Raw genomic sequence first — 26,973 nt, forward strand, 5'->3', positions numbered from 1 at the left:
ACAGGAACCAACCGTACCGCAATGTTCCACCATAAATAATCTATTCTGGGACTGGTTTCAACAAAATATCTACGATGAGTAATAAGCAGGTCATATTGTAGGCTGATGTCTGCGCCAATCGTCTGTTATAATCTCGGCAATTTTTCTAATCAGACCCAGATATGATCGCAAAAACATTCTCCTCTGAGGGCGCTTTAGGTAAAGCTATACCGGGCTTTCAGGCTCGCCAGCCCCAAATTGATATGGCAGAAGCTGTCAGTAGTGCGATCAAAGATCAGAGTCAACTGGTAGTGGAAGCCGGGACAGGAACAGGCAAAACCTTTGCTTACCTAGTTCCTGCTCTGTTAAGCGGCAAGAAAGTCATCATCAGTACCGGTTCTAAAAACCTGCAGGAGCAGCTGTACCATCGAGATTTACCACTCATGGTGAATGCACTGGGCTTTTATGGTCAGGTAGCGTTACTGAAAGGGCGCTCCAACTACCTTTGTCTGGATCGCCTTAGCCGTCAGATGGTGGAAAGCCACACTAACGAGTCGGATCCCACGTTGTTGACTCAATTAGTTAAGGTGAGATCGTGGTCTTCCGAAACCAAAACGGGTGACTTAGGTGACTGCGAAGATTTGCCGGAAGACAGCATGATCATTCCGACGATTACATCGACGAACGACAATTGTTTGGGCAAAGAATGCCCAAGCTATACCGACTGTTTTGTACTAAAAGCACGCAAACGAGCCATGGATTCTGATGTGGTTGTGGTGAACCATCACCTGTTTCTTGCTGACCTTGCGATTAAAGAAACCGGGTTTGGTGAGTTGATCCCAGAGGCGGACGTCTTTATTTTCGACGAAGCGCATCAGTTACCCGACATTGCCAGTGAATATTTTGGGCAGACGGTCTCTAGCCGTCAAATTCATGATTTGGCTAAAGACATTGAAATTGCTTACCGAACCGAAGCGAAAGACATGCGTCAATTGCAGAAGGTCGGGGATAAGTTACTGCAAAGTGCCATGGACATGAGAATTGTGCTTGGCGAACCTGGATTTCGTGGCAACTGGCGAGAAGCGATGCAGTCGGAATCCATCAAGCGTGAACTGGTTCGGCTAACCGACAGTCTCGATCTTGCCATTGATGTTCTCAAAATTGCATTAGGCCGTAGCCAACTGCTGGATGCCGCATTTGAACGTGCCAATTTAATTAAAGGTCGGATCAACCGTGTTTGTGACGTCGACATCACTGGTTATTCCTATTGGTATGACACTTCACCCCGTCATTTTGCGTTGCACATCACTCCGCTTTCCGTTGCCGATAAGTTTCATGAGCAAATTGAAATTAAGCAGGGGTCTTGGATCTTTACCTCCGCAACCTTGGCGGTGTCGGGAGATTTTAAACATTTTACCGAGCGTTTAGGTCTGAAGCCCAAACAGCAGTTTTCGTTGCCATCGCCGTTTGATTATGAAAAACAAGCGCGCTTATGTGTACCTCGTTATTTACCAGAACCAAACAGTCCGGGGCTCGCGGATAAACTGGTGAGAATGTTAGCGCCAGTCATTGAAGAGAACCAGGGACGCTGCTTCTTTTTGTGTACCTCTCATAGCATGATGCGTGAGTTGGGTGAACAGTTCCGTGAAACACTGGATTTGCCTGTTCTGATGCAAGGTGAAATGAGTAAACAAAAAACCTTGGCAGAGTTTATGGAGCTCGGAAATGCGTTGCTGGTGGCAACGGGTGCGTTTTGGGAAGGGATCGATGTTAGAGGTGATGCACTGAGCTGTGTTATCATCGACAAATTACCGTTTACCGCCCCTGATGACCCGCTCCTCAAAGCCCGAATCGAAGATTGTCGACTGCGTGGCGGCGAGCCTTTTGCTGAAGTGCAAATTCCAGATGCGGTGATTACGTTAAAGCAGGGCGTAGGACGCTTGATTCGGGATCAGAAAGATCATGGAGCATTGATCATTTGTGATAATCGCCTGGTGACCCGAGATTATGGTGGCACCTTCTTGGGAAGTTTACCGCCGATTCCAAGAACACGAGATTTAGAACGAATCAAAGCTTTCCTTAAAGCAGGATAATCAGCCACAGACCTGTGTTGTGGCATAATCAAATCAAATAGAGTTGTAGAGAGTTAAATGAGCGCAAAAATTCTTGCCATCGATACATCAACTGAAAACTGTTCAGTTGCACTACTGGTTAATGATCAAGTGATTTCACGCAGTGAAGTTGCACCTCGTGACCATACGAAAAAAGTCTTACCTATGGTTGATGAAGTGTTGAAAGAAGCGGGTCTGACTCTACAAGAACTGGATGCACTGGCATTTGGTCGTGGTCCGGGTAGCTTCACAGGTGTTCGTATCGGTATCGGCATTGCACAAGGTTTAGCGTTTGGTGCTGAATTGCCGATGATTGGTGTGTCAACACTCGCTGCGATGGCACAAGCAAGCTACCGTCTTCATGGTTCGACCGATGTTGCCGTTGCTATTGATGCACGCATGAGTGAAGTGTACTGGGCGCGTTATTCTCGCCAGGAAAATGGTGAGTGGGCCGGTGTGGATGAAGAGTGTGTGATTCCTCCAGCACGTCTGGTTGAAGAAGCTCAAGCCGACGATAAAACCTGGACAACGGCAGGTACCGGTTGGAGTGCTTATCAGGAAGAGCTGGCCAATTTGCCATTCAGTGTTACTTCAAGTGACGTACTTTATCCAGATTCACAAGACATCGTGATTCTGGCCAAGCAAGAGTTAGAAAAAGGCAACACGGTTCCGGTTGAAGAATCGAGCCCGGTTTATCTGCGCGATAATGTGACCTGGAAGAAACTTCCGGGCCGCGAATAATTTAGATTGAGATAAAAGCGGGGATTACCCCGCTTTTTTATGGAACGTTATGGCGTCGATTAATGGATTACCGCCCTCGCTGATAGCAGGTTCGACTCGCACGAACAAAGTCAGTAAAAAGAAGCAGGTAAAAGAATCTCAGATTAAGCAACCTGTCGGTCAGACGTCTAAAGTTGCTAATGCGGTCGCGCATTCCATAAAGCAAGTGGATGAATCCCAGATTCACAGAGCACAAGTGCAGTACGATCTTCCCGAGGGAAATGCACGAAAAGCGATGGAACAGTACATGGATGTCATGAATCGAGCGAAAAAAGAGGAACTGGCTCAATTGCTTGGTGTCGATATTTATGTGTAATGGACGAAACTCATTCGTTCCCGATAAATAGATTTCAATGGTAGCTTATGACATTTTCTCGACACATTTTTCTGGTTTTGTTAGCTGCGTTTGGGCTGTCGGCGTGCAGTTCTCTTCCTGAAGAATTGAATGCAACAACTGAGCAAGTTCTCACAGACTATAAAACGTTTGCTGAGTCGCAAGGGCTTGTAAATAGTGATGTCCGTTTAGGGGGTATCATTGCTAAAGTCGACAACTTCAAAGACAAAACGCTCGTAGAAATCGTGAATTTACCCATTAGCGAGACGGGCAAGCCCGATATTAGTGCTGAACCAGCAGGCCGTTTTGCCGTTTACTTCGATGGTTATTTAGAGCCTGTGGCATTTAGCAAAGGGCGTTTAGTCACAGTGGTCGGAAAAAGTGCGGGTGAAGAAGAAGGGAAAATCGGCGAGCGTGAATACATCTTCCCTCTGATGAAAGGTCAGGGCTACCGTTTATGGACGATAGAAGAGCGAGTACGTACTTACGATACACCACTTTTCCTCTACCCTTGCTATTCAATTAACTGCCGTATGGAGCGTCATGATTTCCCGCAAGATGGCAGAATCATCAAACAGGTCAAATAATCTGCTATGCATGAGCGTCGATTTGAACTTGCTGCCGGAACAATGGCAGCCCTTGAAATAGGTAATGAAAAAACGGCTGACTTGTCAGTCGTTTTTCTTCATGGTTGGTTAGACAACGCAGGTAGCTTCAAAGCGTTGATGGGGCAAATGCATCAGCTCAACCCAACTCTCCATTTATTAGCCATTGATCACTTTGGGCATGGTTTGTCTAGCCACAAATCATCCGACAATTATTACCTCTTCCACGATTATATTGCCGACTTATATGAGTTGTTGGATGAATTATCGCCAAACAGGCTGGTATTAGTAGGTCATTCACTTGGTGCTTTAGTCGCAAGTTGCTATAGTGCTGCGTTTCCTGAGCAGGTCGAAGCGTTAGTGCAAATCGAAGGTGCTGGTCCTCTTACCGAGGCGCCTTCCAATAGTTTGCAAAGACTTCGTGATGGCGTTTTGAGTCGACATCGGCAACAAAATAAGCCTGAACGATCCCTATCTTCTTTTGAACTGGCTCTAAAGTTACGCATGCAAGCCAACCAGCTGACCGCTGAACAGCTTCTGCCAATCGTAGAACGCGGAACAGTACAGCGTGAAAATGTCTGGTTTTGGCGACATGACGCCAAGTTAAAATGCGCTTCGCTTTACCGAATGGCGCAAGAGCATGCGGACTCAATCACCAGCCAAATACGTTGTCCACACCTTATCGTATTGGGCGACCAAGGATTCAAAAATTTACCTTCCAGCCAAGCTGATTGGGGGCAGAATTCACCACAAGTGATTACTGTCTCGGGAGGTCATCACTGTCATTTAGAGCAAATACTCGAAGTTTCAGACGGAATTCTTGGTGTAGTTAACAAAATTTAAACAAGTGTTTGGGAGTTTCGTGCTCAAGCACCTTCGCTGTGCTGTAATAGCCCTCAAAATAAAAAGGCTGTTATCGTAAGACAGCGATGAACGAGGAGTAATATCGTGGATAAACCATGGCTTTCACGTTATCCAAGTGACGTACCTGAAACCATTAACCCAGACCAATATGAGTCTTTGGTTGAAATGTTTGAGCAGTCTGTACAAAAGTACGCAGACCAACCAGCATTTATGAACATGGGCTCGGTTATGACCTTCCGAAAGCTGGAAGAGCGTAGTCGTGCATTTGCCGCTTACCTACAAAATGAGTTAAAGCTAAAAAAGGGTGACCGAGTTGCTCTGATGATGCCTAACTTGCTTCAATACCCCGTTGCGCTGTTTGGTATTTTGCGTGCAGGTTGCATCGCGGTAAACGTGAACCCGTTATACACTCCTCGTGAACTTGAACACCAGCTCAACGACTCTGGTGCAACAGCGATCGTGATTGTTTCTAACTTTGCTAATACGTTAGAGCAAATTGTTGAGAGCACCTCTGTAAAACATGTTGTGCTGACCAGCCTTGGGCAGATGTTGCCGCGAGCGAAGGGTACGATTGTCGATTTTGTCGTGAAATACGTTAAAGGTATGGTGCCAAAATATAACCTGCCTGGTGCGATTTCAATGCGTAAAGCGTTAGGCAAAGGCCGTCGTTTACAGTACGTGAAGCCATTTATGTCTGGCGATGATATTGCATTTTTACAATACACCGGCGGTACGACGGGTGTAGCGAAAGGCGCGATTCTGACCCATCGCAATATGATTGCAAACGTATTGCAGGCGAAAGGTGCGTATGGCCCGGTGCTGACTCCTGGTAGAGAACTGGTTGTGACCGCATTACCGCTTTATCACGTGTTTGCATTAACCGTTAACTGCCTGCTGTTTATCGAAATGGGTGGCCGTAACCTGCTGATTACCAACCCACGTGATATTCCGGGCTTTGTAAAAGAGTTACAAAAGCATCCATTTACTGCTATCACCGGGGTTAATACGCTGTTTAACGCTCTGGTTAACAATGAAGACTTCCATGAGCTGGACTTTAGCAATCTGCGACTGTCTGTTGGTGGTGGCATGGCCGTTCAGCGCGCCGTTGCAGAAAAATGGCTGAAGACAACAGGTTGCTATCTGCTAGAAGGTTATGGCCTGACAGAATGTTCTCCTCTGGTGGCCGCTTACCCGCATGATCTTATCGAATACAATGGGTCTATTGGTTTGCCTGTTCCGTCGACAGAAGTTCGTATCGTTGATGAAGATGGCAATGCTCTGCCAAATACTGAAACGGGTGAGCTTCAGGTTCGTGGCCCTCAAGTGATGCAAGGTTACTGGCAGCGTCCGGAGGCCAGCAAAGACACCATCAACCAAGAAGGTTGGTTATCAACCGGTGATATTGTTAAGTTTGACGACGAAGGCTTCCTGCATATTGTTGACCGTAAAAAAGATATGATTCTGGTCTCTGGCTTTAACGTTTATCCGAACGAAATCGAAGATGTTGTCGCATTGCACGGTAAAGTTCTGGAAGTTGCAGCGATTGGTCAGCCTAACGATGTTTCTGGTGAGCTGGTGAAAATCTATGTCGTTAAACGCGATCCAAGCTTAACGAAAGATGAAGTGATTGCGCATTGTCGCGAACATTTAACGGGATACAAGGTGCCAAAACTGGTTGAATTCCGTGAAGAATTACCGAAGACTAACGTAGGTAAAATTCTACGCCGTGTTCTTCGTGAAGAAAACGATGCAGAGCTTGCGAAGAAGAGCGCATAAGTCGATTTCGTGAAGTCGCCGGAATTAAAAAATGATAGAATGCCAGCGTTTTGCTGGCATTTTTTATAGCGAGAAGCATGTGAATTATAAGATTATTATTAAAAACAAAGACCTAGAACAAGTTTGCGCTCAAGCCAGAGACGCAGATGTCGTTATGTTGGATACGGAATTTGTACGGATCAGAACTTTCTATCCACAGCTAGGTTTGATTCAGCTTTTCGACGGCAATAATCTTTCCTTAATCGATCCGACAGAACTGACGGACATGTCACCGTTTGTTGAACTTTTGAAAGATACCTCGGTATTAAAAGTTCTGCATGCATGTGGTGAAGATCTCGAAGTGTTCCAGAATGCGTTTGGTTGCACGCCATTTCCGATGGTCGATACCCAGCTTATGGCAGCGTTTCTTGGGCATGGGCTATCAACAGGCTTTGCAACGCTAGTGGAAGAATATCTGGGTGTTGAACTGGATAAGAGCGAGTCTCGCACAGACTGGATGGCTCGCCCGCTGACGCAAAAGCAGCTTGATTATGCTGCGGCTGACGTACACTACTTGCTGCCGCTTTACGAAATTTTGCTCGATAAAGTCACCGAAGCTGGCTGGTGGCATGCGGTGCAGCAGGAGAGCGATTTACTGGTTTCGAAGCGTATTCGTGAAGTGAACGAAGAAAATGCGTACCTTGATATCAAAGGTGCATGGCAACTTAAACCGGCAGAGTTGGCTGTCTTAAAACCGCTGGCCACTTGGCGTTACCGTCAGGCAATCAAACGTGACCTCGCTCTGAACTTTGTTTTCAAAGAGGGGGACTTATTAACGGTTGCCCGCCTTGGTTTAACAAGCTTTAAGAAAATGGAAGCGGAAGGCATTGATATCCGAGCCGTTAACCGTCACGGTGCAAAGATTGCTGATATCGTTAAAAAAGCCAAGCAGACACCTGCGGATGAATACCCTGAGAAAATTGAACGTCTTATGGACTACCCAGGCTATAAGCAGGTCTTCAAGAACATGAAAGATATTGTGAAAAGTGCATCACAGAAATCTGGCTTAGCGACTGAGTTCCTTGCCTCTAAAAAGCAGATCAATCAGTTGCTTAGCTGGGTATGGAAAAAGGACCGTGATCCGGCAAGAATGCCTGATGTGATGCAAAACTGGCGTCTTGAACTTATCGGCGAAAAAATGAATAAAGCGCTTAAGTAGCGCAAGATGTAGATAGAACAAGGTTGGCCATGTAGCCAACCTTTTTTATGCAGTGTGCAATGTAGAAATGTAGGTGTTTGTTAGTAAACCAATCAGTGATGTCACTTCACAAACACCTAAATCCGAATTACTTCTCGTCGTCAGGCAGTTTTACATTTAACTCAAGCACCGAGATATCATCGTCTTTATGCTCAAATGTTAAATCAACCATGTTCGGGTCTATGTCTACGTATTTGCCGATCACCTTCAGGATATCCTCTTTTAACTGAGGCAGATAAGACGGTGCCGGATCATCTTGGCTGCGGCGTTCTGCCACAATAATTTGCAAACGCTCTTTGGCTAGACTTGCGGATTTTTTCTTCTGTGGGCGGAAAAATTCTAATAGTGACATGTCTATCCTCCGAACAGTCGTTTAAAGAGCCCTTTCTTCTCCTCTGTAAGGAAACGAAAATCTACCTTGTTACCAAGTAAGCGGTCTACTGTGTCAGAGTAAGCCATGCCCGCGTCTGTCTCTTCATCAAACGTTACTGGCACACCTTTGTTTGATGCGTTAAGCACCGCCTGGCTTTCAGGAATCACGCCCAGAAGCGGGATGTGAAGGATCTCTTCAACGTCCTCAACACTCAGCATTTCACCTTGGTTTACGCGCATCGGGTTGTATCGAGTCAACAGAAGGTGTTGCTTCACAGGCTCTAAACCTTGCTCTGCTCGTAGCGACTTCGAATCCAGAATACCCAAAATACGGTCTGAGTCGCGTACAGATGAGACTTCAGGGTTGGTGGTCACAATGGCTTCATCCGCGTAGTAGAGCGCCATTAGAGCACCTTGCTCGATACCTGCTGGTGAATCGCAGATGATGAAATCAAAACCCATCTCGTCCAATTCTGTAAATACACGCTGTACGCCATCTTTCGTGAGTGCGTCTTTGTCGCGTGTCTGTGATGCAGGAAGAATAAATAAGTTTTCTGTGCGCTTATCTTTGATCAGCGCTTGGTTTAGTGTCGCTTCACCGTTAATGACGTTCACAAAGTCATAAACTACGCGACGCTCACAGCCCATAATAAGATCGAGGTTACGTAAACCGATATCGAAATCGATTACCGCAGTCTTATTGCCTTTTAAAGCCAAGCCAGAGGCGATGGCTGCGCTTGAAGTGGTCTTACCGACGCCACCTTTACCAGACGTTACTACAATAATGCGTGCCATTTGTTTTCCTTTTTATACTAAATCGTGAGTGTTTCGAGATGTAATGATTCTTCGGCTCTACTGATCATTACTTTCTGCTGCCAATACTCACTCTCAATTTGATCGCTTAACCAGTAATCTCCAGCAATAGATACTAGTTCTGCTTGTAAATCGTGGCAAATAATCCGCGCTTCATGCTGCCCACTAGCGCCTGCAATTGCGCGCCCGCGCAAAGTTCCGTGAATATGAATAGAACCATCGGCAATAACTTCCGCCCCAGCGCTAACATTTGCTAGTACCACTAAATCACCGTCTTTCGCGTAGATTTGTTGACCAGAGCGAACCGGTGTACGAACGAACTTAGTCGGCGCTATTTTCGCGGGTGCCTGGCTCGGCGATTTACTTGCGGACATGATGGCGAAGCCAGCTTCAGAAGCAAGGTTCTGTACACGTTTATCTTTGCAGCCCGTTACACCGACCGGAATGAACCCAGCATCGGCAATACCTTGCTTGAGTTTAGGAAAATCAATGTCGCCTTCGACTTTCGATATATTGATAACTAAAGGTGCTGATGCAAAGAATGACGGTGCCTGAGACACTTTTTCTTGCAAAAATTCGATAGTTTTTTCTATCTTGCTGTCAGAAAGGTGTAAAACTGACAAAGTAAAGCTGCTACCTTTAAGGTCTGGTGAATGGGTCATCGTGGACTTCTTGCCTCTGTTGAAAGAGCGTTGCCTTAAACTAGGTCTATCATGTTATATTTCATCTTTTGGCGCAGCAAGTTCTCTAACAAGCAATTCGGTGAATTAATCTCAAATTTGCTATTAAGTTTGCGGCAATTTTACGTTTCCAACTAAATCCGTAATAAAAACGGCTAAATCAGCATAAAAGGCGTGTCATGCTTTGTTCTATTTATAAAAGCTCTAAAAAAGAAGGTACTTATCTCTATATTCCGAAAAAGGATGATTTTTCACAGGTTCCTGACACCTTGATGCAGATGTTCGGTAAGCCTATCGCTGTCATGACGATTAAACTTGATGGTCGTACATTGGCGCAGGTGGATATCGAGAAAGTGAAAGCCTCATTAATTAACGATGGTTTCTTCCTGCAGGTTCCGCCACCACCGGAAAATCTGTTAGAAAAATATAAAGAACAAAAAGCTCAGCAAAAAGACAGGAAATAATTCCATATCTTGCTGAGACTTCTGCCTTGCTCAAGGAGGGGAATATGAAAAAAATACTGGCTACACTGCTTAGCGTTGGCATGTGTGCCTCGGCCTTTGCAAGTAGTGAAGGTTTTGAGGAATACCTGGATAAGTTGCGTGCAGAAGCGCGTGCTCAAGGCATCTCCGAGCAGGTCATCAGCGCCGCTTTCGCTAATGTTGAATATAAGCCACGAGCAGTGAAAGCAGACCGAAACCAACCTGAGAAAAAACTGACGCTGGATGAGTACATTCCGCGTGCAGTCCCAGAGTGGAAGGTTAAGCAAGCGAAAGAATTATACAAAGAGCACTACACGGAACTTAAACGCATTGGTGAGACCTTCGGCGTTCAGCCACGTTTTATTGTTGCGTTGTGGGGCGTGGAAAGTAATTTCGGTAAGTTTACGGGTAACTTCCGTGTCATAGACGCGCTTTCTACCATGGCATTTGAAGGTCGCCGTGAAGAGTTCTTCCGTAAAGAAACCATGGCTGCCCTTCAGATTCTGGATCAAGGCCATATTGAACTTGAGAATTTTAAAGGTTCATGGGCTGGTGCGATGGGGCAGTGTCAGTTTATGCCAAGCTCCTTCCTTCGCTTTGCAGCGGATGGCAATGGCGATGGCAAGAAAGACATCTGGCAAACCAAAGCGGACGTGTTTGCTTCAACAGCGAATTACCTGAGCAAATCCGGCTGGGATGACAATTACACTTGGGGACGTCAGGTAAAAGTTCCGAAAGGCATTGATCATAACTTGGAAGGTCGAACCGAAGAGAAAGGTAAGTACCTGCAGGAGTGGAGCAAATTAGGTATCACCAAGTTTGATGGCAGCCCGCTACCTAAACTGGATGACGATATCAAAGCTTGGCTGATTATGCCTGACGATGAAAACGGTCGAACTTATCTGGTTTACAATAACTACAATGTGTTGATGAAGTGGAACCGCTCTTACTACTTCGCTCTAGCTGTTAGCCACTTAGCTGATCGCATCACATACTAGTTCCTGAATAAATTATCGTTGTTAAGGGCTCTTCGGAGCCCTTAGTTTTTACTGCATTTAAATCGAGGTAATTCGTGTTATCTGAACGTGCTGCTCAAATGGTCATTTTCTCTGCATTGATCAAACATAAAAGCTTTACGGCGGCAGCAAAAAGCCTCGGCGTATCCGTCTCCCATGTGAGTAAACAACTTAGCCAATTAGAGAACTCACTTGGTATCAAGCTGGTGCAACGCACAACGCGAAGTTTTACTCCGACTGAAGCGGGCAAAACCTTTTATCATCATTGTGAGCAGGTCGTTCAGGCTGTCAGCAGCGCGACGCTGGAAATGGAAAGCCAGAGAGATGAAGTGGCTGGGCTTGTGCGGTTGGGCATTTCGCAATCATTCGGCACTTTACATATCATTCCTGCCATTCAGGAGCTAAGAGAACGGTATCCTCAACTTGAGGTTGAAGTGCACTTGTTCGACTACAAGGTGGACATGTTAGCTGAAGGCTTGGATTTATGGGTAACCAACAATGAACACTTGCCCGAAGGTTACATTGCCCAGCGATTAACGGATTGCCAGTTTGTTGTCGCGGCGTCTCCAGACTACCTGCTTAAACATGATAAGCCAGTGGAACCTGACGATTTATCGTTGCACAACTGCCTGATCTACAGAAGCTGGGAGCGTGATTACACCGGATGGGCATTTACAAAAGATCAGCAGGAACTAAACGTAAAAGTTTCCGGTAACTATTCTGTTGATCTTGCTGAAGCGGTTCGCGACGCTGCAATCGCAGGGTGGGGAATTGCTTATCTTGCGACGTATTTGCTTGGCGATGAATTCAGAACTGGGAAGCTAATTCAATTACTCCCGGAATGGAAAGCCAGCCAGTCGATGCCTTTCTATGCTGTTTATCCGAGCCGACAGCACATGCCGAAAAAAATATCTGCGGTGATCAACTTTATAAAACAGAAGATCGGTAACCCATGTCATTGGGATCAAAGATTAGCACCGTATATCTCCATTCCTAAGTCATGACGATCGTATACATAAGGTGATTTTTGTCACAAAAATTTTTCTGAATCTATAAACAATTTTTCCATATAGAAACAATAACAAAAAGCAAACGTTTATCATTAGTAAATTCAATGGTTTAATGTTTAGTATAAATATTGACCACTGAAACTTTTCACACTGTTAACAACCTCAAGTTGCAGCATTTTGAGTCCGCTATACAATCCGACGCCTTTACCATTCCCCTTCTGTCGGACCCAATTTATGAATTCACTTATTGGTATCGTAGCCATACTCTTCGTAGCATGGCTACTTTCTACAAATAGAAAAAATATAAAGCTCAGAACCGTCTCACTTGCTTTTGCCTTACAGGTATTGTTTGCACTATTGGTTCTGTATGTACCAGCAGGGCGAGACGCTCTAAATTCAGTGAGCAGCGTAGTATCGAACTTAATCAACTATGGTCAGGAAGGCATCGCGTTTTTATTCGGCAATTTGGCGACAGGCGGATTCACTTTCGCTATCAATGTACTGGGCATTATTGTCTTCTTCTCTTCGCTTATTGCTGGCCTTTACCACATTGGTGTTATGCCAAGAATGATTAACTTTATCGGTGGTGGTATCCAAAAGCTGTTAGGCATTGGTCGTGCTGAGTCTTTATCTGCTACAGCCAATATCTTTGTTGGTACGATTGAAGCGCCATTAATGGTTAAACCTTATCTAAAGCACATGACGGATTCTCAGTTCTTTGCAGTAATGACTGGTGGTTTGGCTTCGGTTGCTGGTGGTACGTTGGTCGGTTATGCATCTTTGGGTGTAGACTTAAATTACCTGATCGCGGCGGCGTTTATGTCTGCTCCTGCCGGTTTGTTGATGGCTAAAATTCTGATGCCGGAAGACACAAACCAAGCTGAGGAAATCGATCTTAGCCAAGTTGAAATCCCACGAGCAACCAATGTAGTTGAAGCATTGGCAGATGGTGCGATGGCGGGTGTTCGTATCGCGGTTGCCGTTGGTGGCACGCTGTTGGCTTTCATCAGTGTGATTGCATTGCTTAACGGTATTTTGGGATGGTTTGGCGATCTTATTGGCACACCATTAAGCTTCGAACTCGTTTTAGGCTACGTATTTGCGCCAGTTGCATGGCTGTTAGGTGTTCCATGGGCAGAGGCGATCACGGCAGGGTCTCTGATCGGTAATAAAATCGTAGTAAATGAGTTTGTTGCTTTTATCCAACTTGCAGAAGTGAAGTCGCAGCTAAGTGCACACTCTCAAGCGATTGTGACTTTTGCTCTATGTGGATTTGCGAACATCTCAAGCATGGCAATGCTCATTGGTGGTTTGGGCTCATTGGTTCCAGAGAAGCGTGCGTTTGTTTCTAAGCATGGATTCCGCGCGATTGTCGCAGGTGTGATGGCGAACTTGATGAGTGCGTCCATTGCGGGTGTGATTTTAAGTCTTTAACGATTTAGACTAAATTTACATAAAGAAAAAAGGCTCCGAGAGGAGCCTTTTTAGTATTTAGCGATCTGTGATTACTTGTCAGTATGGAACTGCTCACAAGCCAGCATTGTGTTTTCAATCAGGCTTGCTACTGTCATTGGACCAACGCCACCAGGTACTGGAGTAATGAAGCTCGCGCTTTCACGTGCTTTATCGTATTCCACGTCGCCAACCAGCTTACCAGAGTCAAGACGGTTGATACCCACATCGACAACCACAGCGCCTTTCTTAATCCATTCGCCAGGAATGAAGTTTGGTTTACCTACTGCGACAACAACGACATCGGCTTGACGAACGTAGCTCTCTAAGTCTTTAGTAAAGCGGTGACAGGTCGTCGTTGTGCAGCCCGCCAATAGCAGCTCAAGTGTCATTGGACGACCAACGATATTTGAAGCACCAACAACCACAGCGTGCTTACCACGAAGATTAATATTGTAGCGGTCGAGCAGGGTAATAATACCTTTCGGCGTACAAGAGCGTAGTTTAGGGATACGCTGTGCAAGACGACCTACGTTATAAGGGTGGAAGCCATCCACGTCTTTCTCTGGATGAATACGCTCTAAAACATGAGTGCTATCAATTCCAGCAGGAAGTGGAAGCTGAACTAAAATGCCATCAATTTCGTTGTCATTGTTCAACTCATCGATCAACGCTAGCAATTCTGCTTCAGTGGTTGATGCCGGAAGGTCAAAAGACTTGGAAACAAAACCCACTTCTTCACAAGCGCGGCGTTTACTGCCAACGTAAACTTGAGAAGCAGGGTCTTCACCAACTAGAACAACTGCAAGGCCAGGGGCACGTAATCCAGCTTCAACGCGAGCTTTTACTCGTGCTGCAACTTCAGAACGAACAGTTTGGGAAATGAGAGTCCCATCAATATTTTGAGCAGTCATGACTTTCCTTATAAATTTTAGAAGGCAGATAATCTGCGGCGCATTGTCGCAGAATTTCTATTTAACATCCATACGCAAACGTTTGCTCTGAGGTGTTTTTGAGCATTCATTGCTTCAGTGACCTTTTTTTAGGCATTCAGATCAGAATGTTACTAAAAGCCGTTGATTTACCCATTTTAACTCGTATAATCCTTTCCCTGTAGCGCGCCCTTAGCTCAGCTGGATAGAGCACGTCCCTTCTAAGGATGTGGTCATAGGTTCGAATCCTATAGGGCGTGCCATTTCTCCCCTCAGCACAGTCTTCCTATCCAAAACTGTTAGGACTGTGCCATGTATTTAGTGAACAATCTCACAAAAACTCCACCACAAAACCTTAATTTAAACACCCCAATTCCGTCTTGTATAGACAGCTACGTTCAAATTCGCGCGCAATACCATAAAACTTACATTGGAACGTTAAAATACCGATTAGAGCGAATCAGCCGCTACTTTTCTTCTTTTTTAATCAAAGATCTCACCACAAGCCCTTATGCTAGGGATAACATCAACTCTTTCATCACTCATCGTCTATCTAGTGTTAAGCCAGGTACTGTTAGGAAGGATGCCGCAGCTCTGCAAGCGATGCTCAATTGGCTTCGTCGAGATATCGGCTTACAAATCCCAGATATTTTTAAACAGATACGGTTACCAAAAGATTACGGCGTTCGCCAATTCATTCCCACTAATGAACAAGTTCAGGCAGTAGTCGCCAGATTACCCTCAGAAGAATTACGCGATATTTGTATGCTGTTAAGTGAAACAGCCTGTCGTAGGAATGAGGTCCTGAAACTGCGAAGGTGCGATGTGTACCTTGATCATCGATACATACAGCTTTGGAACACAAAGAATGGGGAAGACCGTAAGGTACCACTTTCTTCTACAGCAATGGCAATACTGGGTAAAAGGATGGAGTTAACCACAGACAGAGCTCCAACATACCCTGTCTTTAGCTCATTACCTGAATACGTCAGCAAGAAGTTTCGAAAAGCAGCTGATGAAGAAGGGCTACATGAGTTTGTCTTACATTCACTGAGGCATTACAGGCTATCCAAACTTATAGAGGCAGGGCATGACAGTGTGCTGGTGTCCAAGGTTTCAGGTCACCGAGATCACCGGGTATTGAGTCGGTACGTAAAGTTGGATGCCGAAGCCCTGGCGGAGAAGCTTTTCGATTAGGGTGGCAGATAGCATTAGGGACAGTTTCAGAGTTCAAAATTTAGATAAATTTCTGATGCCAATATATAGATGTGGGGGGAGGGGGATCGCGTTTTGGTCCAGCCGCCCCCTAGATGGATACTTGCGGTGGACATTATGTTCTCACTAGCCATACTTAATTCCATCTTCTTGGGCTCAAGCCTCAAAACTTAACTTATCCAGCCCAACAACCTAAAGTTATGCGCTATTTTTAAGGATAACCTTCCTTTCTTGTCACTAACCCATTGATTGTCAATTGAAATGCTACAATCAAGGCTGCATCATAGAGGAATAATAAACGGCTTTTAGTTTACTAATAAGCGTGAGGGCGGAAACATGTTCAAAATGAATCAAATATCAGGATATTTATGCTTACTTGGTTGAAAAATAAAGCTGGTCAACTAAATCAATTTTTAGATGAGAAGTACCCTCTATTCGAGAAACTCTTTGAAGAAAATGACTCATCGAAGATGTCTTTAAATAAAGCATTATTTAAGGTTCTTTCTTACGCTGTTTTGTGCGCTGGATTATTACTCTCCATAAACATAATCCTAGTTTATTTTACCGAGAAAGGAGGGGTTTTTGGTGACTTCTTAGGCGGTGTTTTAAACCCAGTACTTACATTTTTCACACTATTTGGACTGATTGCGACGATTGTTATTCAAAGGCAAGAATTACGCTTGGCACGTAACGAATATGAAAAAACAGCGGAAGCTTTAAGTACGCAAGCAATAGAAACTACTTTTTTCAATATCTTAGATTTGCACCATAACATTGTAGATAACCTGAAAGTTGATATTGAGGAATTAAGTGATAAAAGTGAAGCTCAGAAACTATTAAAAGGGTTCTCATCTTCGTTAATGAAGTCGCAAATTGGGGTAAGCATTTCTACAAAAAGTGAAGGGCGAGCTGTATTTGAAGAAATTCTCAATTTTTTATCTTCAGATGCAGAATCGCCAGAGGAAGTATTAGAGCGATATAAATATATCCAAGATCATCATAACCACATACTAGGACACTACTTTCGCAATCTATATCAAGCATTGAAAGTGATTAATAGTTATGAAGAGAGCACGTTGACCTTAGTACAGAAACGAAAGTATGCGAGTATCTTAAGAGCTCAATTATCCACGAAAGAATTAGCATTATTATTTATCAATTGTCTTGATGGTGTATCTGATTCAGGGCAGTTTAAAAATCTATTAATAGAATTCAGTATGTTAGAACATCTGCCGATACTTAAAGTATCTAGAGGTTATCTGTTGGCTGGTTCCAAGGTTCCGTTAGCCAATGAAAGTATGCTAATGCAGTATAAGTACAAAACAGAGTTTGGCCTTGATTTTAATAAGTACTATGGTGGTGCGTTTGGTAAAAATGGTGGTGTACCGTACAACCTGCGCCCTAACAAACAATTTAAGCGTGATTGCTAACGCTTGGAATTTTAGTGCTAAGTTTTAGACTGGTGATTACGGTGTTTTTATCAGCTTATGTGGTAGCGTTACTCACACCTTAATTGGGCATTAGGTGAAGAGGATGTATATGGTTAATTTGCGTGGTTATACTGGAAAGTTGGGGGAGGTTTCACTAAAGCATAGAAGCCATACTCTCGTACTTTCAGTAATAGTTATGCTAGTCGACCCCAATATTAATATTACATTTGGGAGTGCTTCTTTAGCTGGATTAGGTATATCTGTTGAACCGAAACAAACATTTGATGTTGGTTTTATTTTATCCTGCTTGCTCTTTTATCGGTTAGTCGCACTTTGGACGTCCGCTTTGTTGGCTAGTGGTACAAACTACGAGTTAGCAAAAGAAAGAGCTTATGATGAACTTGATCCAGCGAGGCACGCTGATGAGCCTGGTTTAGGAAACACCGATCAAGAAGCATCAAAAATGTCACGAAAAAGTGTATATACCTGGAATAAGATTCAGGTCTTCTGGGAACTAACATTACCAAGTGTATTAGCAATAGTTGCGCTTATCACTTTTTATGTTAGGTCGTGTCCAGTGAACTAATCACTTAACAAGCATTTAAGAGTGATTCCCAACGTTTTGGCACCTTCGGCTTCGCGTTGGGTTTAGCGTTTACGGTGTAAAGGTTCAGGTATGGTGGTAGCGTTGCTGACACCTTAATGCAGCGTTAGCTTACTGGAGAATTATGAACACATATTTATTGACGTGGAATCCTAAAAACTGGGGTTATGATGAGTACAGAAAGTACTACTTAGAATATGAAAAAGGTCATATTTTAAGATGGAGTTGTGGCACTACCAAAAAAATTAATGCAGGAGATCCAGTTTATCTATTGAAGCAGGGTAAAGGTGATAAGGGTATAATTGGTTCTGGTGTCGTAGTTACTGAACCTTACGAAGCAAAACATTACGCAAAGGATGGTGAAACCGCGCTGTATGTTGATGTTAAGTTTGAATATTTGTCAGATTTGAAACGCTATCCAATTAGCCGTGAAGAAATAAACAGTAATCCCGATTTATCTCATAAAATTTGGGACTCTCAAGGCTCCGGTAAAACCATACCTGAACATATTGTAGAGCCATTAAATGCTCTTTGGGAAAATCGTATTGAGCTTGTAGACTTCGCTGGTCCTGATGAAATAGAAGTCTCTGGTTTGATCGAGGGAGCTAAGAAGACAGTAACCGTGAATGCTTATGAGCGAAACCCAAAAGCTAGGAAAAAGTGCTTAGATAAGTGGGGACTAAACTGCTCGGTTTGTTCATTTCATTTTGAGCTAGTTTATGGGGCAATCGGTAAAAATTATATCCATGTGCATCATGTAAAGCCACTCTCTGAAATTGGTAAAGAGTACGAGTTAAACCCAGAGGAAGACTTACGACCAGTATGCCCTAACTGTCATGCAATGCTTCATAGAGAAAAACCAGCACTGTCAATCGAGCAGTTAAAAGAACGACTTGCGCTTTATCGAAAATAGTAAATGAACAAGGCGTTCAAGAGGGACTTGGCACGCGTGGCATTTTCAATTTGCGTTGAGTTTAGTGCTTAAGTCGTTATGCGGTAACTCATGTGTTGCGTGCTTGTGCCCCTTAACGCGGCTATAGGTATTCGTTTAGAGGAAGTATTATGCAGTTATTTTTCCATGATGTTGGTTTAAAAGGGGCAAATGCAGATTTTCCCAAAACAGTCTTTGGTGAAGTTGCTGTTTCCGATATCGTTGAACATTGCCCAATCCATCTTCAAGCGGAAGTAGAAGATAAGCTTCTAGCTGAGTTTCCTGATGGTTGGTGTAACGTCTGGGGAGTTCCTGATGGTGCCAAGAGTGTTATTCGTCAACTTAAAGTTGACGATGTGATGCTCTTAATAAAAACCACGGGAGGAGATGGCGCAATGCCAGCCCTTTGTCATGTAAAAGGCTTTTGGAAAGAGCAGCTACTAGACCTTTCAAACTTTTTGTGGGGAAGCAGTCATTTTCCGTATGTATTCTTTTTCAAAACTCAGAACATTGAGCTGACTTGGACTCAGTTTAAGAAAGATGTCCAATATATGCCTAACTTTCGACCGTCAGGAAATGTATACCGTGTAAAGAGTGAGCGACTTGATCTTTTCGGTGGTTCAGATGGCTACGTTCGTCATCTTTTACAAGATTCTTCAGGCGATGGTTTGGATCGTTATGAAATTCGAGAGAATTCGCCAGAACAGGAGTACGCAGAGGGAGAAAGGCAGGTACGTGAAGCTTCGTATTTTAAACGCAACGCAAAGCTAGTAAAGGATGCAAAATCTAAATTTGGTTTTATATGCCAAATTTGTAATTTTGATTTCGAGTCAGTGTATGGAAAAGAGTTAGGTTTTGGTTTTATAGAGTGTCACCATAAAAATCCACTTTATGAGGAAGATGGAAATTACAGCAGTACATTAGATGACGTCTGTGTGGTTTGTTCAAATTGTCATCGTATGCTTCATCGCACTAAACCAGCAATGAAACCCGAAATTCTAAAAGAAAGACTGCGCAAGAAAAACGTATAACAAACGACTATGGCATCAATAGTTAAGTTTCCAGTTTCAAAAATCGGAAAAATTTCCAACTCCGATATATTGAGATGGGGGAGGGGGTGTTAGTGTTTGGTCCATCCCCCCTGATTATTTGTAGCCCTTCTCTTCTTAAAATTTCTTTTATATTTTTCGACATCTCAAGTTGGCGAGCATGATATCGTTCAAGTCGCCTTGTCGTGGCGAGCATAGTTGCTTCCATCTGTTGTTCTAATGCTTGATTGTAGTGTTCGACTGCTGAGATTAACTGTTGCTTTGATGCTTCTATTTCGATTTTAAACTGCTCTCTGTCCATATAGACTTCATGATGTGACGGCGTATTTGCTCCCAATGCGAACGGTGTGAATGGCATTGTCATGATTAATATTGACGTCGGTATTAGTCTGTTGCAATGTTCCATATAAGTCTCCTAAAACGAGAAAACCCCGCCGGAGCGAGGTTTATTGGATATGCAGATAGCTAAGGAATCTTGTTAGAAACCGCTACGTTCCAATATAGAAAGTATGTCGCAATCCAATAGGAAGTCCATCGGTGTACGAAGTGATTTAGAGTGTGGTCACAACAAAAGTGTTGAAAATGGCACTTTCGTTCTGATTTTAAAATGCACTCATTTATGCAGGGTTTATGCACTTATTATTCAGCCATATTTATCGACTAAACGTCGGAAAATAAGCGTTTCATCGGACATTTCAAACTTGGTGAACTCGTTTGGTGCAGATTAGGGTTATTATGTTAAATTTGGCGGTTTTTTTAGACAATTTTAGGTAGTGGGGAAGTATCCTCTGATTCTTTCGCAATATCTGCAAGGATAAAGGCAAGCGGGTTTGAATGATCGCCTGAAAGTTCGACCTGATGGCTGGGGTTCCAGTTGCCACGGCTTCGACATTTAAGCCAAAACTCCATCGCTCGAACATCGGGTGGTAACTCTTCCTGGTACTCGACTACTTGACCGGAGCTTAACACCTTCTGTTTTGTTACAGTCGTACCGATAGCACGTTTAAATAGACTGTATGCCACTTCAGCATCGGCAGCCAGCTTTCCACGCTTTCTTGCTTCCGCAAACTCTGGATACAGGCTGACCCAATGGAATATCGTGTCTCTGTGAACTTCAAAAAATTTCGCTAAGTCTTGGTCCCGAGCTCCCATCAAACAGAGTTTGTATACCTGGATGGAATATTCCGGTTGGTATTTGTTATTGTTCTGGTTTCCCGCGGGTGCAGCCATAATGTCGCTCTTTATATTAGGATTGGCTAATTTTAACAGGTTTAATTAGTTATTTCTAATGTATGTCGGAGTTAACTTAAAAATTGGTAACATTGGATTAATTTAAGGGGGAGCGGCTTATTGAGCCGTTGTATAAACGAATTGTAAGAGACGAGCCTGCACGATCACCGCTAGCACGTTTATGCCCCATTCCTTTTTACGATGCTCTTTACTCTCGTTTTATTTGACTATAGTTAGACTAAGTTTAAGTTATCCGAAAGAGTCTATAAGTAAGACCTTCAAATTATGTGACATTTTACAATCTAGTTTCTTTTCCTTGCACTAGAATATTTATGAGAAATCGAAAATTACAAGAAAGGCCGCATTGTCATATAGGTATTCAAAACGGCTTTTGGCTGACTATGATTTCAAACCGTCGTGACTTTTTTTGTTGTTTGCAGACCATACCCTAAAGGTTTGTAGGTGCAAAAAACTCTGCCCATTTTTTTTAAACGAGAAGAAATATGGAAAAAAGCATTAAGAAAAGAATGAAACTATTACCTACCGTAATCATTTCGTCGTTATTTGCAATGCAGCCGGCATTGGCAAATCAAAACCAACAGTTCAATTCTCAAATGACAAAGGAAGAGGGCCAAGCGGCCTTTGATACGGTCGTTGCAGAAGCGGCTGAGCTTATGAAAGAAAAGCACATACCGGGACTAGCAGTCGGTGTCATCCATGGAGCCAACACCTATAGCGCCGGACTCGGTGTCACCAAGGTAGGCACCGACGAGGCCGTTACCCCTGATACGCAATTTCAAATTGGCTCTGTGACAAAAACCTTCCTTTCGACGCTGGCCATGCAGCAGTCCGAACAGGGCATTCTGGATTTAAACGCGCGTGTCGTCGATATTCTGCCGTGGTGGAGGGTTGCGGATCCCGAGGCGACGTCCAAAGCGCGGGTCCTTGACCTGTTCCACCATCGCGCTGGCTGGTATGGCGACCATGGGTTCCTTCCTGTTCCTCCGGGTGGATCGATATCCGAGAAGGTCATGCTCCAGGGCGCTTACGCCCAACAGATCTATCCGTTCGATCAAACCTGGATGTACAACAACACCAGCATTACCTTCGCTACCCATGTGGTGTCGCATGTCGGCGGAAAGCCGATTGAGACCCTGATCGAAGAGAACCTGTTAGACCCGCTCGGCATGGATGCGTCATCCTTTAATTACGACACCACCCCTCCAGCTAAAAATTACGCATGGGGGCATCCGCCGATCTATGGGGAAGGCAGCATCAGTGATCTGAAACCGTACTACGTTCCGATGATAAGAGAGTCCGCAGCCTCAGGCGGAATCCGGTCTACGGTTACCGACATGCTTAAATACGCCCGCTTTCAGCTAGACGGTAAGGACGCATCCGGCAAGCAGTTGTTGTCTAAAAAAGCACTGGACTATGCCCACGCTCCGGCAGTCGAGGCTGAGACCGGCGACTTTACCGGGCTGACATGGTTCGTCCACGACTACGATGGGGTCACCAGTCCTAGCCACGGGGGAAATTGGCCCGGCACGCGTTCTTTTCTGCAGCTAATCCCGGATCACGACTTTGCCGTGGTGGTTTTGGTCCACAGCGATCGCGGAGTTGAGGCCTACAAAAAAGTTGCGAACGCAATGGTCAAAGCCTTCACGGAAATCGAGGCCAAGTCTCCGGTCGCTGCGGGCGTTGATCCGTCTGTGCTCGACCCCTTCGTCGGCGTCTTCAAGGGTAATTCCCAAAACATCGAGATCCGCAAAGAGGGCGACAAATATGTGTTTGTCCAGTTCTCCGCATTGACCAAGGGAGCGGATCCCGCGCCTGCCAATGTGGCCAACACGGCCGATGGTTATTTTATCATCACCGAAGGCCCGAATAAGGGAGCGCTTGGTGAATTGCTGAAAGACCCGTCTGGCGAACTCAACTACGTGCGATTCAACCACAGGATCTTTATTCGCGGTGACGGGGCGGTCGACGAGTTCGACCTCTCCGGATCGGTATTCGATAAGCAGGATGAGTAGAAGATATCAATTCACGCTGACAACAGTTGCTGACGCAGATGTTTATCAGCAGTATGAATATCTTTAATGGAAACACCAAAACACGCCATAAGGACATGGGTGTTTTGGTGGAAGAAAAACAAATTGCCTGAGATATCAAAGCGTCAGAAGGAGCAGAGGATATTGAAGGCAATGGAAAAATCATAATGCCTTGGTTGATCGACTGTCACAAGCATCTCAACCAAGGCTAATTTTCATTAGCTGAAAGTTCGTCAATCTTTATTATATCGTGATTGGGCTAGCAAATAACCACAGGGCACCTGATGCGGGACTTGCAGTCCTTGCGGGATACTGGCGGTGGTAGCTTTGGTCTCAAAGAGGGCTAACGAAGAAGGTTTTAACCCAAGCATGGGCCATGCTCCGCTTCGATAAGGTAGGGAAGACTCTTGACCGCTGGTTACTTTTCCTACATTGCAGATGGCGAGGCGGCAATCCGGTGAAGAATTTCGCCATCATCATGAAGAACAGCTATATCTATCTGGAAAATTAACTGGTTAGGTCAATCCAGTCTCTCGTGCACATTTACATCACACTATTTGCGCTTTCCCAAACATATGTCACTGATTGCCTACCTTCAACACAATATCGTTGTAATCAGTAACACTCTGGCTAGCTAAATAGTGTTCTTAGTTACATGTAATCTGGCTTAGTTGCAATACTAGAAGTAATCTGGAAAATCAGAGTGCTCCATAAATCGTAAATTGGAATTGTCCATACTATTTTTAGACGATTAAACTTCAGAACCAAGTTGTAATAATTAGGCGAACTAAGCTATCTCCGGCGTTTTCTCGTAAACAGGCACGACTCAATAAACGCGGCGTCGTCGCGGGTGAGGGCGTGATGCTTTCTGATGACCTTAACCTCAGAGTCAACCAAATCCGTAAGATCGCCCTCTGGCTTTCTAAAGGCTGGTTGAACCGAGTTACGTTTAAGATTGCGCCAACGGAGCACAAACTTCCTGATGAAGTAGAGTGATCCAATAACTAGAATGATAGCGATGGGGAGCCAAGAGTATAACGGTAGATCGTGCATTTTCTTTGCTTCCTTGTCAGGTGAATCTTCTTCTTATGTAAAAAGTTGGAAAGGTGGTGCTTTCGACACCACCTTTTTAACTTATGGAGAAAGGTATGTTTAGGTTGTAATATTTTTCATTATAGAAAAGTATTTTTAATTACCTTAACCTTTACCACCTTGCTCTACGCCGCCCCCTTGAATAAAACATCGTTGATGATTGGGGTTTGGGATAACTCCATGTAGGTTTTGGTGTTGTTAGGTTTACTCGCAACATAACCACACATTTCCATATTTGACTCAAATTCTGTTTTCGAATAAGGTTTGATGCCCGTTGTGACGCACCAGTCTTTGTAAATACTGTACGCAATCGACAACTTAAGTGGCGGAATAGAAGTGCCTCGCTTACGCTCCACAATACCATTCTCACCAGAATCATTTAACCAACCTTTTACACTATCTGTTTCTGCTACCCACTTTGCCAAGTACTGGTCATGTGCTGGCGATAAGTAAAGACTGTGATTGGCGTTTTCTCCAGAATCTAAGTCATAGCCTTGCTGTAGGTAGTCCTCTACACCTTCAATAGCCCATGTCAAAATCGCAGGCAGTTCGTTTTTTACGATCTTCTCTAGTAGGAAAGGGTCGCGTTCAGATACAGGTTTAGTGTTATGGAAGTGAATAATTGCCCAGCGACGATAAAACCCCTCGGTATGGTCTGTAGTTTTAGGGAAAAAGTTGCCGTTGAACCAGTTCGTAACATTCGGTGTAAAATTGAACGATTTGCCATAAGGCTCACGTGCATTAATTGTGTCACCACCAATAATTGCTTTAAAAGCCGCACTAGTGATGGGAATGTCTTTATCCAACTCAGGGACAAGATTAAATCGTTTTCCTGCTAAGGTTGCCACCTTGTAATCCTTATCCATTTGCATAGGCGAGACCGTCGCAATAGCATCGCTGGACAATAGGCTCTCTAAAACCTTAAGAACCAGTGATTTACCTGAACCACCTGCACCATGCAGTAATACAGCAGTCTGGTGTTTTGGCATCAATCCAAAAAGCGACAAACCGAACAGCATTCGTAACTGACGGATTTGTTCTTCAGGATGGCACCCTTCGAACGCATCATTTAGCATGCTTAGGAATAGTTCTGGCTTAACACCCTTTGGCGCGGGTTCAAAACTTAAGCCGTGACGAGAGCGCTGTAGTGGACTGAATGGCAATTTCTCGATACCAGTATTACCCACACATAAAAAGCCTGAAGGTGTCGCGATGCCGCTAGGGGCATTGTCAAAGAATTCTTGTTCTTCTTGCAAATCATATACAAAACTAGCGATAACCTTGTAGTCTGGCACGCGTTTGCATTTATCTTGGGCATTAAAACGTCTTCCAATTACATCACCAAGAAGACTTAGTTTCATACTTGTCCATAGACCAGTAGAAGCGTTATATGTCCAAATACATCCATAAGCAGCTACCATTTCAACTGTTGTGAAATTCTCGATAAGAGCGTGAGCGATGTCACCTTGGCTCAGTTGTACTGGCTGTTCTTTCGCTTTCAGTTGCGTGATATTCTCCTTCATGTCTTGGAAAGGTACATTCGTCAGTTCTTTCAGTTTCTTCATCATGCCACCTTTGAACAACGCCTCTGCATCTTTGATGAAACTGATCGCCACGTTGTAAGCCTCGACGTCTTTCGAGTCTGTAGCTAAGCTCTCGATCGCTTGCTCAAAGGTTGTAATCGGGGCTTTAGGCATAACCAACGCTTTTTGCATAGCATCGTGAAGAGTCTCGACACCGTGCTCTAGTGCATAGTCGTTCCAGTCCGTGCCAGAAGAACTTTCCTCAAATACAGGCAAAGTGTACGCTAAGCCCTCTTGCTCAAACAGTTCTTGGGCGATGTCTTTGCCTTTATTGCCTTTACCTTCCTGTTCTTTTTGGCTGTCGTTATCAGCTGCGATAATTACCAGTGAATCAGGGTTTAGCTCTTTCACCTGTGGTGCTACTGCCTTGAGATTGCCAGCGTTGAAAGCGCACACGGCAGTATGACCAGTTGCTGCATGAATGCTCGCGGCAGTCGCAAACCCTTCTGCAACGAAAATCTGCTCGTCGTTACCTTTAAAAGTAAACATGCCGCCTTTCGTTGTACCACCAGACATAAACATCTTGTCACCACGTTCGTTAATGGCTTGTAGGGTAAGAAGCTTGCCTTCTTTGTCATACACAGGAATTAAGAGAACGTTACGCATTACTTTTGTATTCTCTGGGTTGTCGAAAAAGAGTGAGCATGGGATTGATTCAAGTTCGAAAACCCCGTCGACTGGCAAGTCACCCTTTTTCTGGATGTACGCATGGCTGTTCTGGGCTGGCTTAGCACTATCCAGAACACTTTTCGCAAACAATGCTCGCTCAAAGAGAACATTCTCAATTTCAAGCTGGGCATGACGACGGTTTTCTTCTAGCGCTAACTTGTCTGCGAGAGACAAACGAGTATCCCCATGTGATGACCAGAAAGTAGTATCGAGAGAGCGCCAGCAGCCAAACTTGCCAGCAACCGAACCGTCATTGTTTGAATACAGAACGTAGTATCCAGCCTTATCGCCAGGCTTACCGTTCGAACTGAAACGGTGAATTTTTCCGTCTGCAATAACCTGTTTTGGCGGCACTAAACCATGTTGAATCAGTGTTTCGATAAATTTTGGTTTGTAGTCATTTGTGAATTCTAACATGCGAGATTCCTTCTCTCTGGGTTTAAACACTTTTGCCGAATCTAGGTCGGCACTATCCCAAGCAATAGATTCTTGGGGGCTATAAGCTCGCGCAGGTAACTGGCTACGCTTCACTTTTAAATGGGTCATAATTCGATATATACCCTCTATACAGCAGGCTGTTTACTTTGAAAAAAAGGTTATAAAGTTAATTATTATCAACGACTTAAATTCAAAGGCCATTAAAGTTCGTGTTCTACCCGGGAAAGAACGGATTGAT

At 44.3% G+C, this 26,973-nt stretch carries 25 protein-coding genes and 1 tRNA gene; 19 read left to right on the plus strand and 7 right to left on the minus strand.

Going from position 1 to position 26,973, the window contains the following annotated elements; all coding sequences use genetic code 11:
- Nucleotides 1–161 precede the first annotated feature (161 nt).
- The 7 genes from VEJY3_RS04100 to rnd all read left to right on the plus strand — a co-directional run bounded on the left by VEJY3_RS04100 (nucleotide 162) and on the right by rnd (nucleotide 7,647).
- On the plus strand, nucleotides 162–2,072 hold the full coding sequence (locus VEJY3_RS04100; protein ID WP_014231167.1) for an ATP-dependent DNA helicase: 1,911 nt from the start codon (nucleotides 162–164) through the stop codon (nucleotides 2,070–2,072).
- Between the two features lie 57 nt (nucleotides 2,073–2,129).
- A complete protein-coding gene (gene tsaB, locus VEJY3_RS04105) occupies nucleotides 2,130–2,831 on the plus strand; it encodes a tRNA (adenosine(37)-N6)-threonylcarbamoyltransferase complex dimerization subunit type 1 TsaB (RefSeq protein ID WP_014231168.1) in 702 nt (233 codons plus the stop codon).
- A 49-nt stretch (nucleotides 2,832–2,880) separates the two neighbouring features.
- The gene (locus tag VEJY3_RS04110; RefSeq protein ID WP_014231169.1) at nucleotides 2,881–3,186 is read left to right on the plus strand and encodes a hypothetical protein; all 306 of its coding nucleotides are present in this window, start codon (nucleotides 2,881–2,883) and stop codon (nucleotides 3,184–3,186) included.
- Between the two features lie 47 nt (nucleotides 3,187–3,233).
- The gene (locus tag VEJY3_RS04115; RefSeq protein ID WP_014231170.1) at nucleotides 3,234–3,791 is read left to right on the plus strand and encodes a Slp family lipoprotein; all 558 of its coding nucleotides are present in this window, start codon (nucleotides 3,234–3,236) and stop codon (nucleotides 3,789–3,791) included.
- 6 nt (nucleotides 3,792–3,797) lie between these two features.
- The gene (locus tag VEJY3_RS04120; protein WP_014231171.1) at nucleotides 3,798–4,652 is read left to right on the plus strand and encodes an alpha/beta hydrolase; all 855 of its coding nucleotides are present in this window, start codon (nucleotides 3,798–3,800) and stop codon (nucleotides 4,650–4,652) included.
- 105 nt (nucleotides 4,653–4,757) lie between these two features.
- Entirely contained in the window at nucleotides 4,758–6,449 is a 1,692-nt protein-coding gene (gene fadD, locus VEJY3_RS04125) for a long-chain-fatty-acid--CoA ligase FadD (RefSeq protein WP_014231172.1), read from the plus strand.
- Between the two features lie 79 nt (nucleotides 6,450–6,528).
- Nucleotides 6,529–7,647 (plus strand): ribonuclease D, encoded by a 1,119-nt coding sequence (gene rnd / locus VEJY3_RS04130; protein WP_041170305.1) that lies wholly within the window; start codon nucleotides 6,529–6,531, stop codon nucleotides 7,645–7,647.
- A 127-nt stretch (nucleotides 7,648–7,774) separates the two neighbouring features.
- On the opposite strand, the gene minE is transcribed toward rnd, so the two are convergent.
- From minE to minC, 3 genes are read right to left on the minus strand one after another with little or no spacing between them, the layout of a single operon-like run.
- Entirely contained in the window at nucleotides 7,775–8,038 is a 264-nt protein-coding gene (minE, locus tag VEJY3_RS04135; protein ID WP_014231174.1) for a cell division topological specificity factor MinE, read from the minus strand.
- 2 nt (nucleotides 8,039–8,040) lie between these two features.
- Entirely contained in the window at nucleotides 8,041–8,853 is an 813-nt protein-coding gene (gene minD, locus VEJY3_RS04140) for a septum site-determining protein MinD (protein WP_014231175.1), read from the minus strand.
- 17 nt (nucleotides 8,854–8,870) lie between these two features.
- Nucleotides 8,871–9,533, minus strand: coding sequence for a septum site-determining protein MinC (gene minC / locus VEJY3_RS04145; RefSeq protein ID WP_014231176.1), 663 nt, complete (start codon nucleotides 9,531–9,533; stop codon nucleotides 8,871–8,873).
- 197 nt (nucleotides 9,534–9,730) lie between these two features.
- Here minC and VEJY3_RS04150 point away from each other — a divergent pair, with 197 nt between their 5' ends.
- The 4 genes from VEJY3_RS04150 (at nucleotide 9,731) to VEJY3_RS04165 (ending at nucleotide 13,493) form a co-directional block, all read left to right on the plus strand.
- Nucleotides 9,731–10,015, plus strand: coding sequence for a YcgL domain-containing protein (locus VEJY3_RS04150; RefSeq protein ID WP_014231177.1), 285 nt, complete (start codon nucleotides 9,731–9,733; stop codon nucleotides 10,013–10,015).
- Between the two features lie 44 nt (nucleotides 10,016–10,059).
- Nucleotides 10,060–11,031: a lytic transglycosylase domain-containing protein gene (locus tag VEJY3_RS04155; RefSeq protein ID WP_014231178.1), complete on the plus strand. Its 972-nt coding sequence runs from the start codon at nucleotides 10,060–10,062 to the stop codon at nucleotides 11,029–11,031.
- Between the two features lie 74 nt (nucleotides 11,032–11,105).
- Nucleotides 11,106–12,053: a LysR family transcriptional regulator gene (locus VEJY3_RS04160; RefSeq protein ID WP_014231179.1), complete on the plus strand. Its 948-nt coding sequence runs from the start codon at nucleotides 11,106–11,108 to the stop codon at nucleotides 12,051–12,053.
- A gap of 240 nt (nucleotides 12,054–12,293) precedes the next feature.
- Nucleotides 12,294–13,493 carry a NupC/NupG family nucleoside CNT transporter gene (locus tag VEJY3_RS04165; RefSeq protein ID WP_014231180.1) on the plus strand — a complete coding sequence of 400 codons (1,200 nt, stop codon included), beginning with the start codon at nucleotides 12,294–12,296 and terminating at the stop codon, nucleotides 13,491–13,493.
- A 71-nt stretch (nucleotides 13,494–13,564) separates the two neighbouring features.
- Here the strand turns inward: VEJY3_RS04165 and folD are convergent, their stop codons facing one another.
- On the minus strand, nucleotides 13,565–14,425 hold the full coding sequence (folD, locus tag VEJY3_RS04170) for a bifunctional methylenetetrahydrofolate dehydrogenase/methenyltetrahydrofolate cyclohydrolase FolD (RefSeq protein ID WP_014231181.1): 861 nt from the start codon (nucleotides 14,423–14,425) through the stop codon (nucleotides 13,565–13,567).
- Between the two features lie 204 nt (nucleotides 14,426–14,629).
- Here folD and VEJY3_RS04175 point away from each other — a divergent pair.
- From VEJY3_RS04175 to VEJY3_RS04200, 6 genes are all read left to right on the plus strand, one after another.
- A tRNA-Arg gene (locus VEJY3_RS04175) sits at nucleotides 14,630–14,706 on the plus strand.
- A gap of 49 nt (nucleotides 14,707–14,755) precedes the next feature.
- Nucleotides 14,756–15,640: a site-specific integrase gene (locus tag VEJY3_RS04180; protein WP_014231182.1), complete on the plus strand. Its 885-nt coding sequence runs from the start codon at nucleotides 14,756–14,758 to the stop codon at nucleotides 15,638–15,640.
- 386 nt (nucleotides 15,641–16,026) lie between these two features.
- Entirely contained in the window at nucleotides 16,027–17,088 is a 1,062-nt protein-coding gene (locus VEJY3_RS04185; protein ID WP_014231183.1) for a putative phage abortive infection protein, read from the plus strand.
- 103 nt (nucleotides 17,089–17,191) lie between these two features.
- On the plus strand, nucleotides 17,192–17,674 hold the full coding sequence (locus VEJY3_RS04190) for a hypothetical protein (protein WP_014231184.1): 483 nt from the start codon (nucleotides 17,192–17,194) through the stop codon (nucleotides 17,672–17,674).
- 142 nt (nucleotides 17,675–17,816) lie between these two features.
- On the plus strand, nucleotides 17,817–18,605 hold the full coding sequence (locus VEJY3_RS04195; RefSeq protein ID WP_014231185.1) for an HNH endonuclease: 789 nt from the start codon (nucleotides 17,817–17,819) through the stop codon (nucleotides 18,603–18,605).
- A 149-nt stretch (nucleotides 18,606–18,754) separates the two neighbouring features.
- On the plus strand, nucleotides 18,755–19,654 hold the full coding sequence (locus VEJY3_RS04200; RefSeq protein ID WP_014231186.1) for an HNH endonuclease: 900 nt from the start codon (nucleotides 18,755–18,757) through the stop codon (nucleotides 19,652–19,654).
- Nucleotides 19,655–19,676: 22 nt separating this feature from the next.
- On the opposite strand, the gene VEJY3_RS04205 is transcribed toward VEJY3_RS04200, so the two are convergent.
- Together VEJY3_RS04205 and VEJY3_RS04210 are read right to left on the minus strand one after the other, a co-directional pair.
- The gene (locus tag VEJY3_RS04205) at nucleotides 19,677–20,078 is read right to left on the minus strand and encodes a hypothetical protein (protein WP_014231187.1); all 402 of its coding nucleotides are present in this window, start codon (nucleotides 20,076–20,078) and stop codon (nucleotides 19,677–19,679) included.
- 350 nt (nucleotides 20,079–20,428) lie between these two features.
- Nucleotides 20,429–20,902 carry a hypothetical protein gene (locus VEJY3_RS04210; protein ID WP_014231188.1) on the minus strand — a complete coding sequence of 158 codons (474 nt, stop codon included), beginning with the start codon at nucleotides 20,900–20,902 and terminating at the stop codon, nucleotides 20,429–20,431.
- 503 nt (nucleotides 20,903–21,405) lie between these two features.
- Here VEJY3_RS04210 and VEJY3_RS04215 point away from each other — a divergent pair.
- On the plus strand, nucleotides 21,406–22,935 hold the full coding sequence (locus tag VEJY3_RS04215) for a serine hydrolase (protein ID WP_014231189.1): 1,530 nt from the start codon (nucleotides 21,406–21,408) through the stop codon (nucleotides 22,933–22,935).
- Between the two features lie 876 nt (nucleotides 22,936–23,811).
- On the plus strand, nucleotides 23,812–23,949 hold the full coding sequence (locus tag VEJY3_RS25705) for a hypothetical protein (protein WP_158308254.1): 138 nt from the start codon (nucleotides 23,812–23,814) through the stop codon (nucleotides 23,947–23,949).
- 221 nt (nucleotides 23,950–24,170) lie between these two features.
- On the opposite strand, the gene VEJY3_RS04225 is transcribed toward VEJY3_RS25705, so the two are convergent.
- Entirely contained in the window at nucleotides 24,171–26,714 is a 2,544-nt protein-coding gene (locus VEJY3_RS04225) for a phage/plasmid primase, P4 family (RefSeq protein WP_014231190.1), read from the minus strand.
- Between the last annotated feature and the right edge of the window lie 259 nt (nucleotides 26,715–26,973).

Origin of the sequence: Vibrio sp. EJY3 (assembly GCF_000241385.1) — a bacterium.
GTDB classification, from domain to species: Bacteria; Pseudomonadota; Gammaproteobacteria; order Enterobacterales; family Vibrionaceae; genus Vibrio; species Vibrio natriegens.

Bases quoted from the DNA above. Each gene is read 5' to 3' on its own strand.
- VEJY3_RS04155 (WP_014231178.1), top strand. From the start codon at position 10,060: ATGAAAAAAATACTGGCTACACTGCTTAGCGTTGGCATGTGTGCCTCG.
- minD (WP_014231175.1), bottom strand. From the start codon at position 8,853: ATGGCACGCATTATTGTAGTAACGTCTGGTAAAGGTGGCGTCGGTAAG.
- folD (WP_014231181.1), bottom strand. From the start codon at position 14,425: ATGACTGCTCAAAATATTGATGGGACTCTCATTTCCCAAACTGTTCGT.
- VEJY3_RS04150 (WP_014231177.1), top strand. From the start codon at position 9,731: ATGCTTTGTTCTATTTATAAAAGCTCTAAAAAAGAAGGTACTTATCTC.
- minC (WP_014231176.1), bottom strand. From the start codon at position 9,533: ATGACCCATTCACCAGACCTTAAAGGTAGCAGCTTTACTTTGTCAGTT.
- VEJY3_RS04190 (WP_014231184.1), top strand. From the start codon at position 17,192: ATGTATATGGTTAATTTGCGTGGTTATACTGGAAAGTTGGGGGAGGTT.
- VEJY3_RS04210 (WP_014231188.1), bottom strand. From the start codon at position 20,902: ATGGCTGCACCCGCGGGAAACCAGAACAATAACAAATACCAACCGGAA.
- VEJY3_RS04110 (WP_014231169.1), top strand. From the start codon at position 2,881: ATGGCGTCGATTAATGGATTACCGCCCTCGCTGATAGCAGGTTCGACT.
- tsaB (WP_014231168.1), top strand. From the start codon at position 2,130: ATGAGCGCAAAAATTCTTGCCATCGATACATCAACTGAAAACTGTTCA.
- VEJY3_RS04225 (WP_014231190.1), bottom strand. From the start codon at position 26,714: ATGTTAGAATTCACAAATGACTACAAACCAAAATTTATCGAAACACTG.
- VEJY3_RS04215 (WP_014231189.1), top strand. From the start codon at position 21,406: ATGGAAAAAAGCATTAAGAAAAGAATGAAACTATTACCTACCGTAATC.
- VEJY3_RS04205 (WP_014231187.1), bottom strand. From the start codon at position 20,078: ATGGAACATTGCAACAGACTAATACCGACGTCAATATTAATCATGACA.
- VEJY3_RS04115 (WP_014231170.1), top strand. From the start codon at position 3,234: ATGACATTTTCTCGACACATTTTTCTGGTTTTGTTAGCTGCGTTTGGG.
- VEJY3_RS04180 (WP_014231182.1), top strand. From the start codon at position 14,756: ATGTATTTAGTGAACAATCTCACAAAAACTCCACCACAAAACCTTAAT.
- VEJY3_RS04200 (WP_014231186.1), top strand. From the start codon at position 18,755: ATGCAGTTATTTTTCCATGATGTTGGTTTAAAAGGGGCAAATGCAGAT.
- VEJY3_RS04195 (WP_014231185.1), top strand. From the start codon at position 17,817: ATGAACACATATTTATTGACGTGGAATCCTAAAAACTGGGGTTATGAT.
- VEJY3_RS04100 (WP_014231167.1), top strand. From the start codon at position 162: ATGATCGCAAAAACATTCTCCTCTGAGGGCGCTTTAGGTAAAGCTATA.
- VEJY3_RS04185 (WP_014231183.1), top strand. From the start codon at position 16,027: ATGCTTACTTGGTTGAAAAATAAAGCTGGTCAACTAAATCAATTTTTA.
- VEJY3_RS04165 (WP_014231180.1), top strand. From the start codon at position 12,294: ATGAATTCACTTATTGGTATCGTAGCCATACTCTTCGTAGCATGGCTA.
- VEJY3_RS04120 (WP_014231171.1), top strand. From the start codon at position 3,798: ATGCATGAGCGTCGATTTGAACTTGCTGCCGGAACAATGGCAGCCCTT.
- minE (WP_014231174.1), bottom strand. From the start codon at position 8,038: ATGTCACTATTAGAATTTTTCCGCCCACAGAAGAAAAAATCCGCAAGT.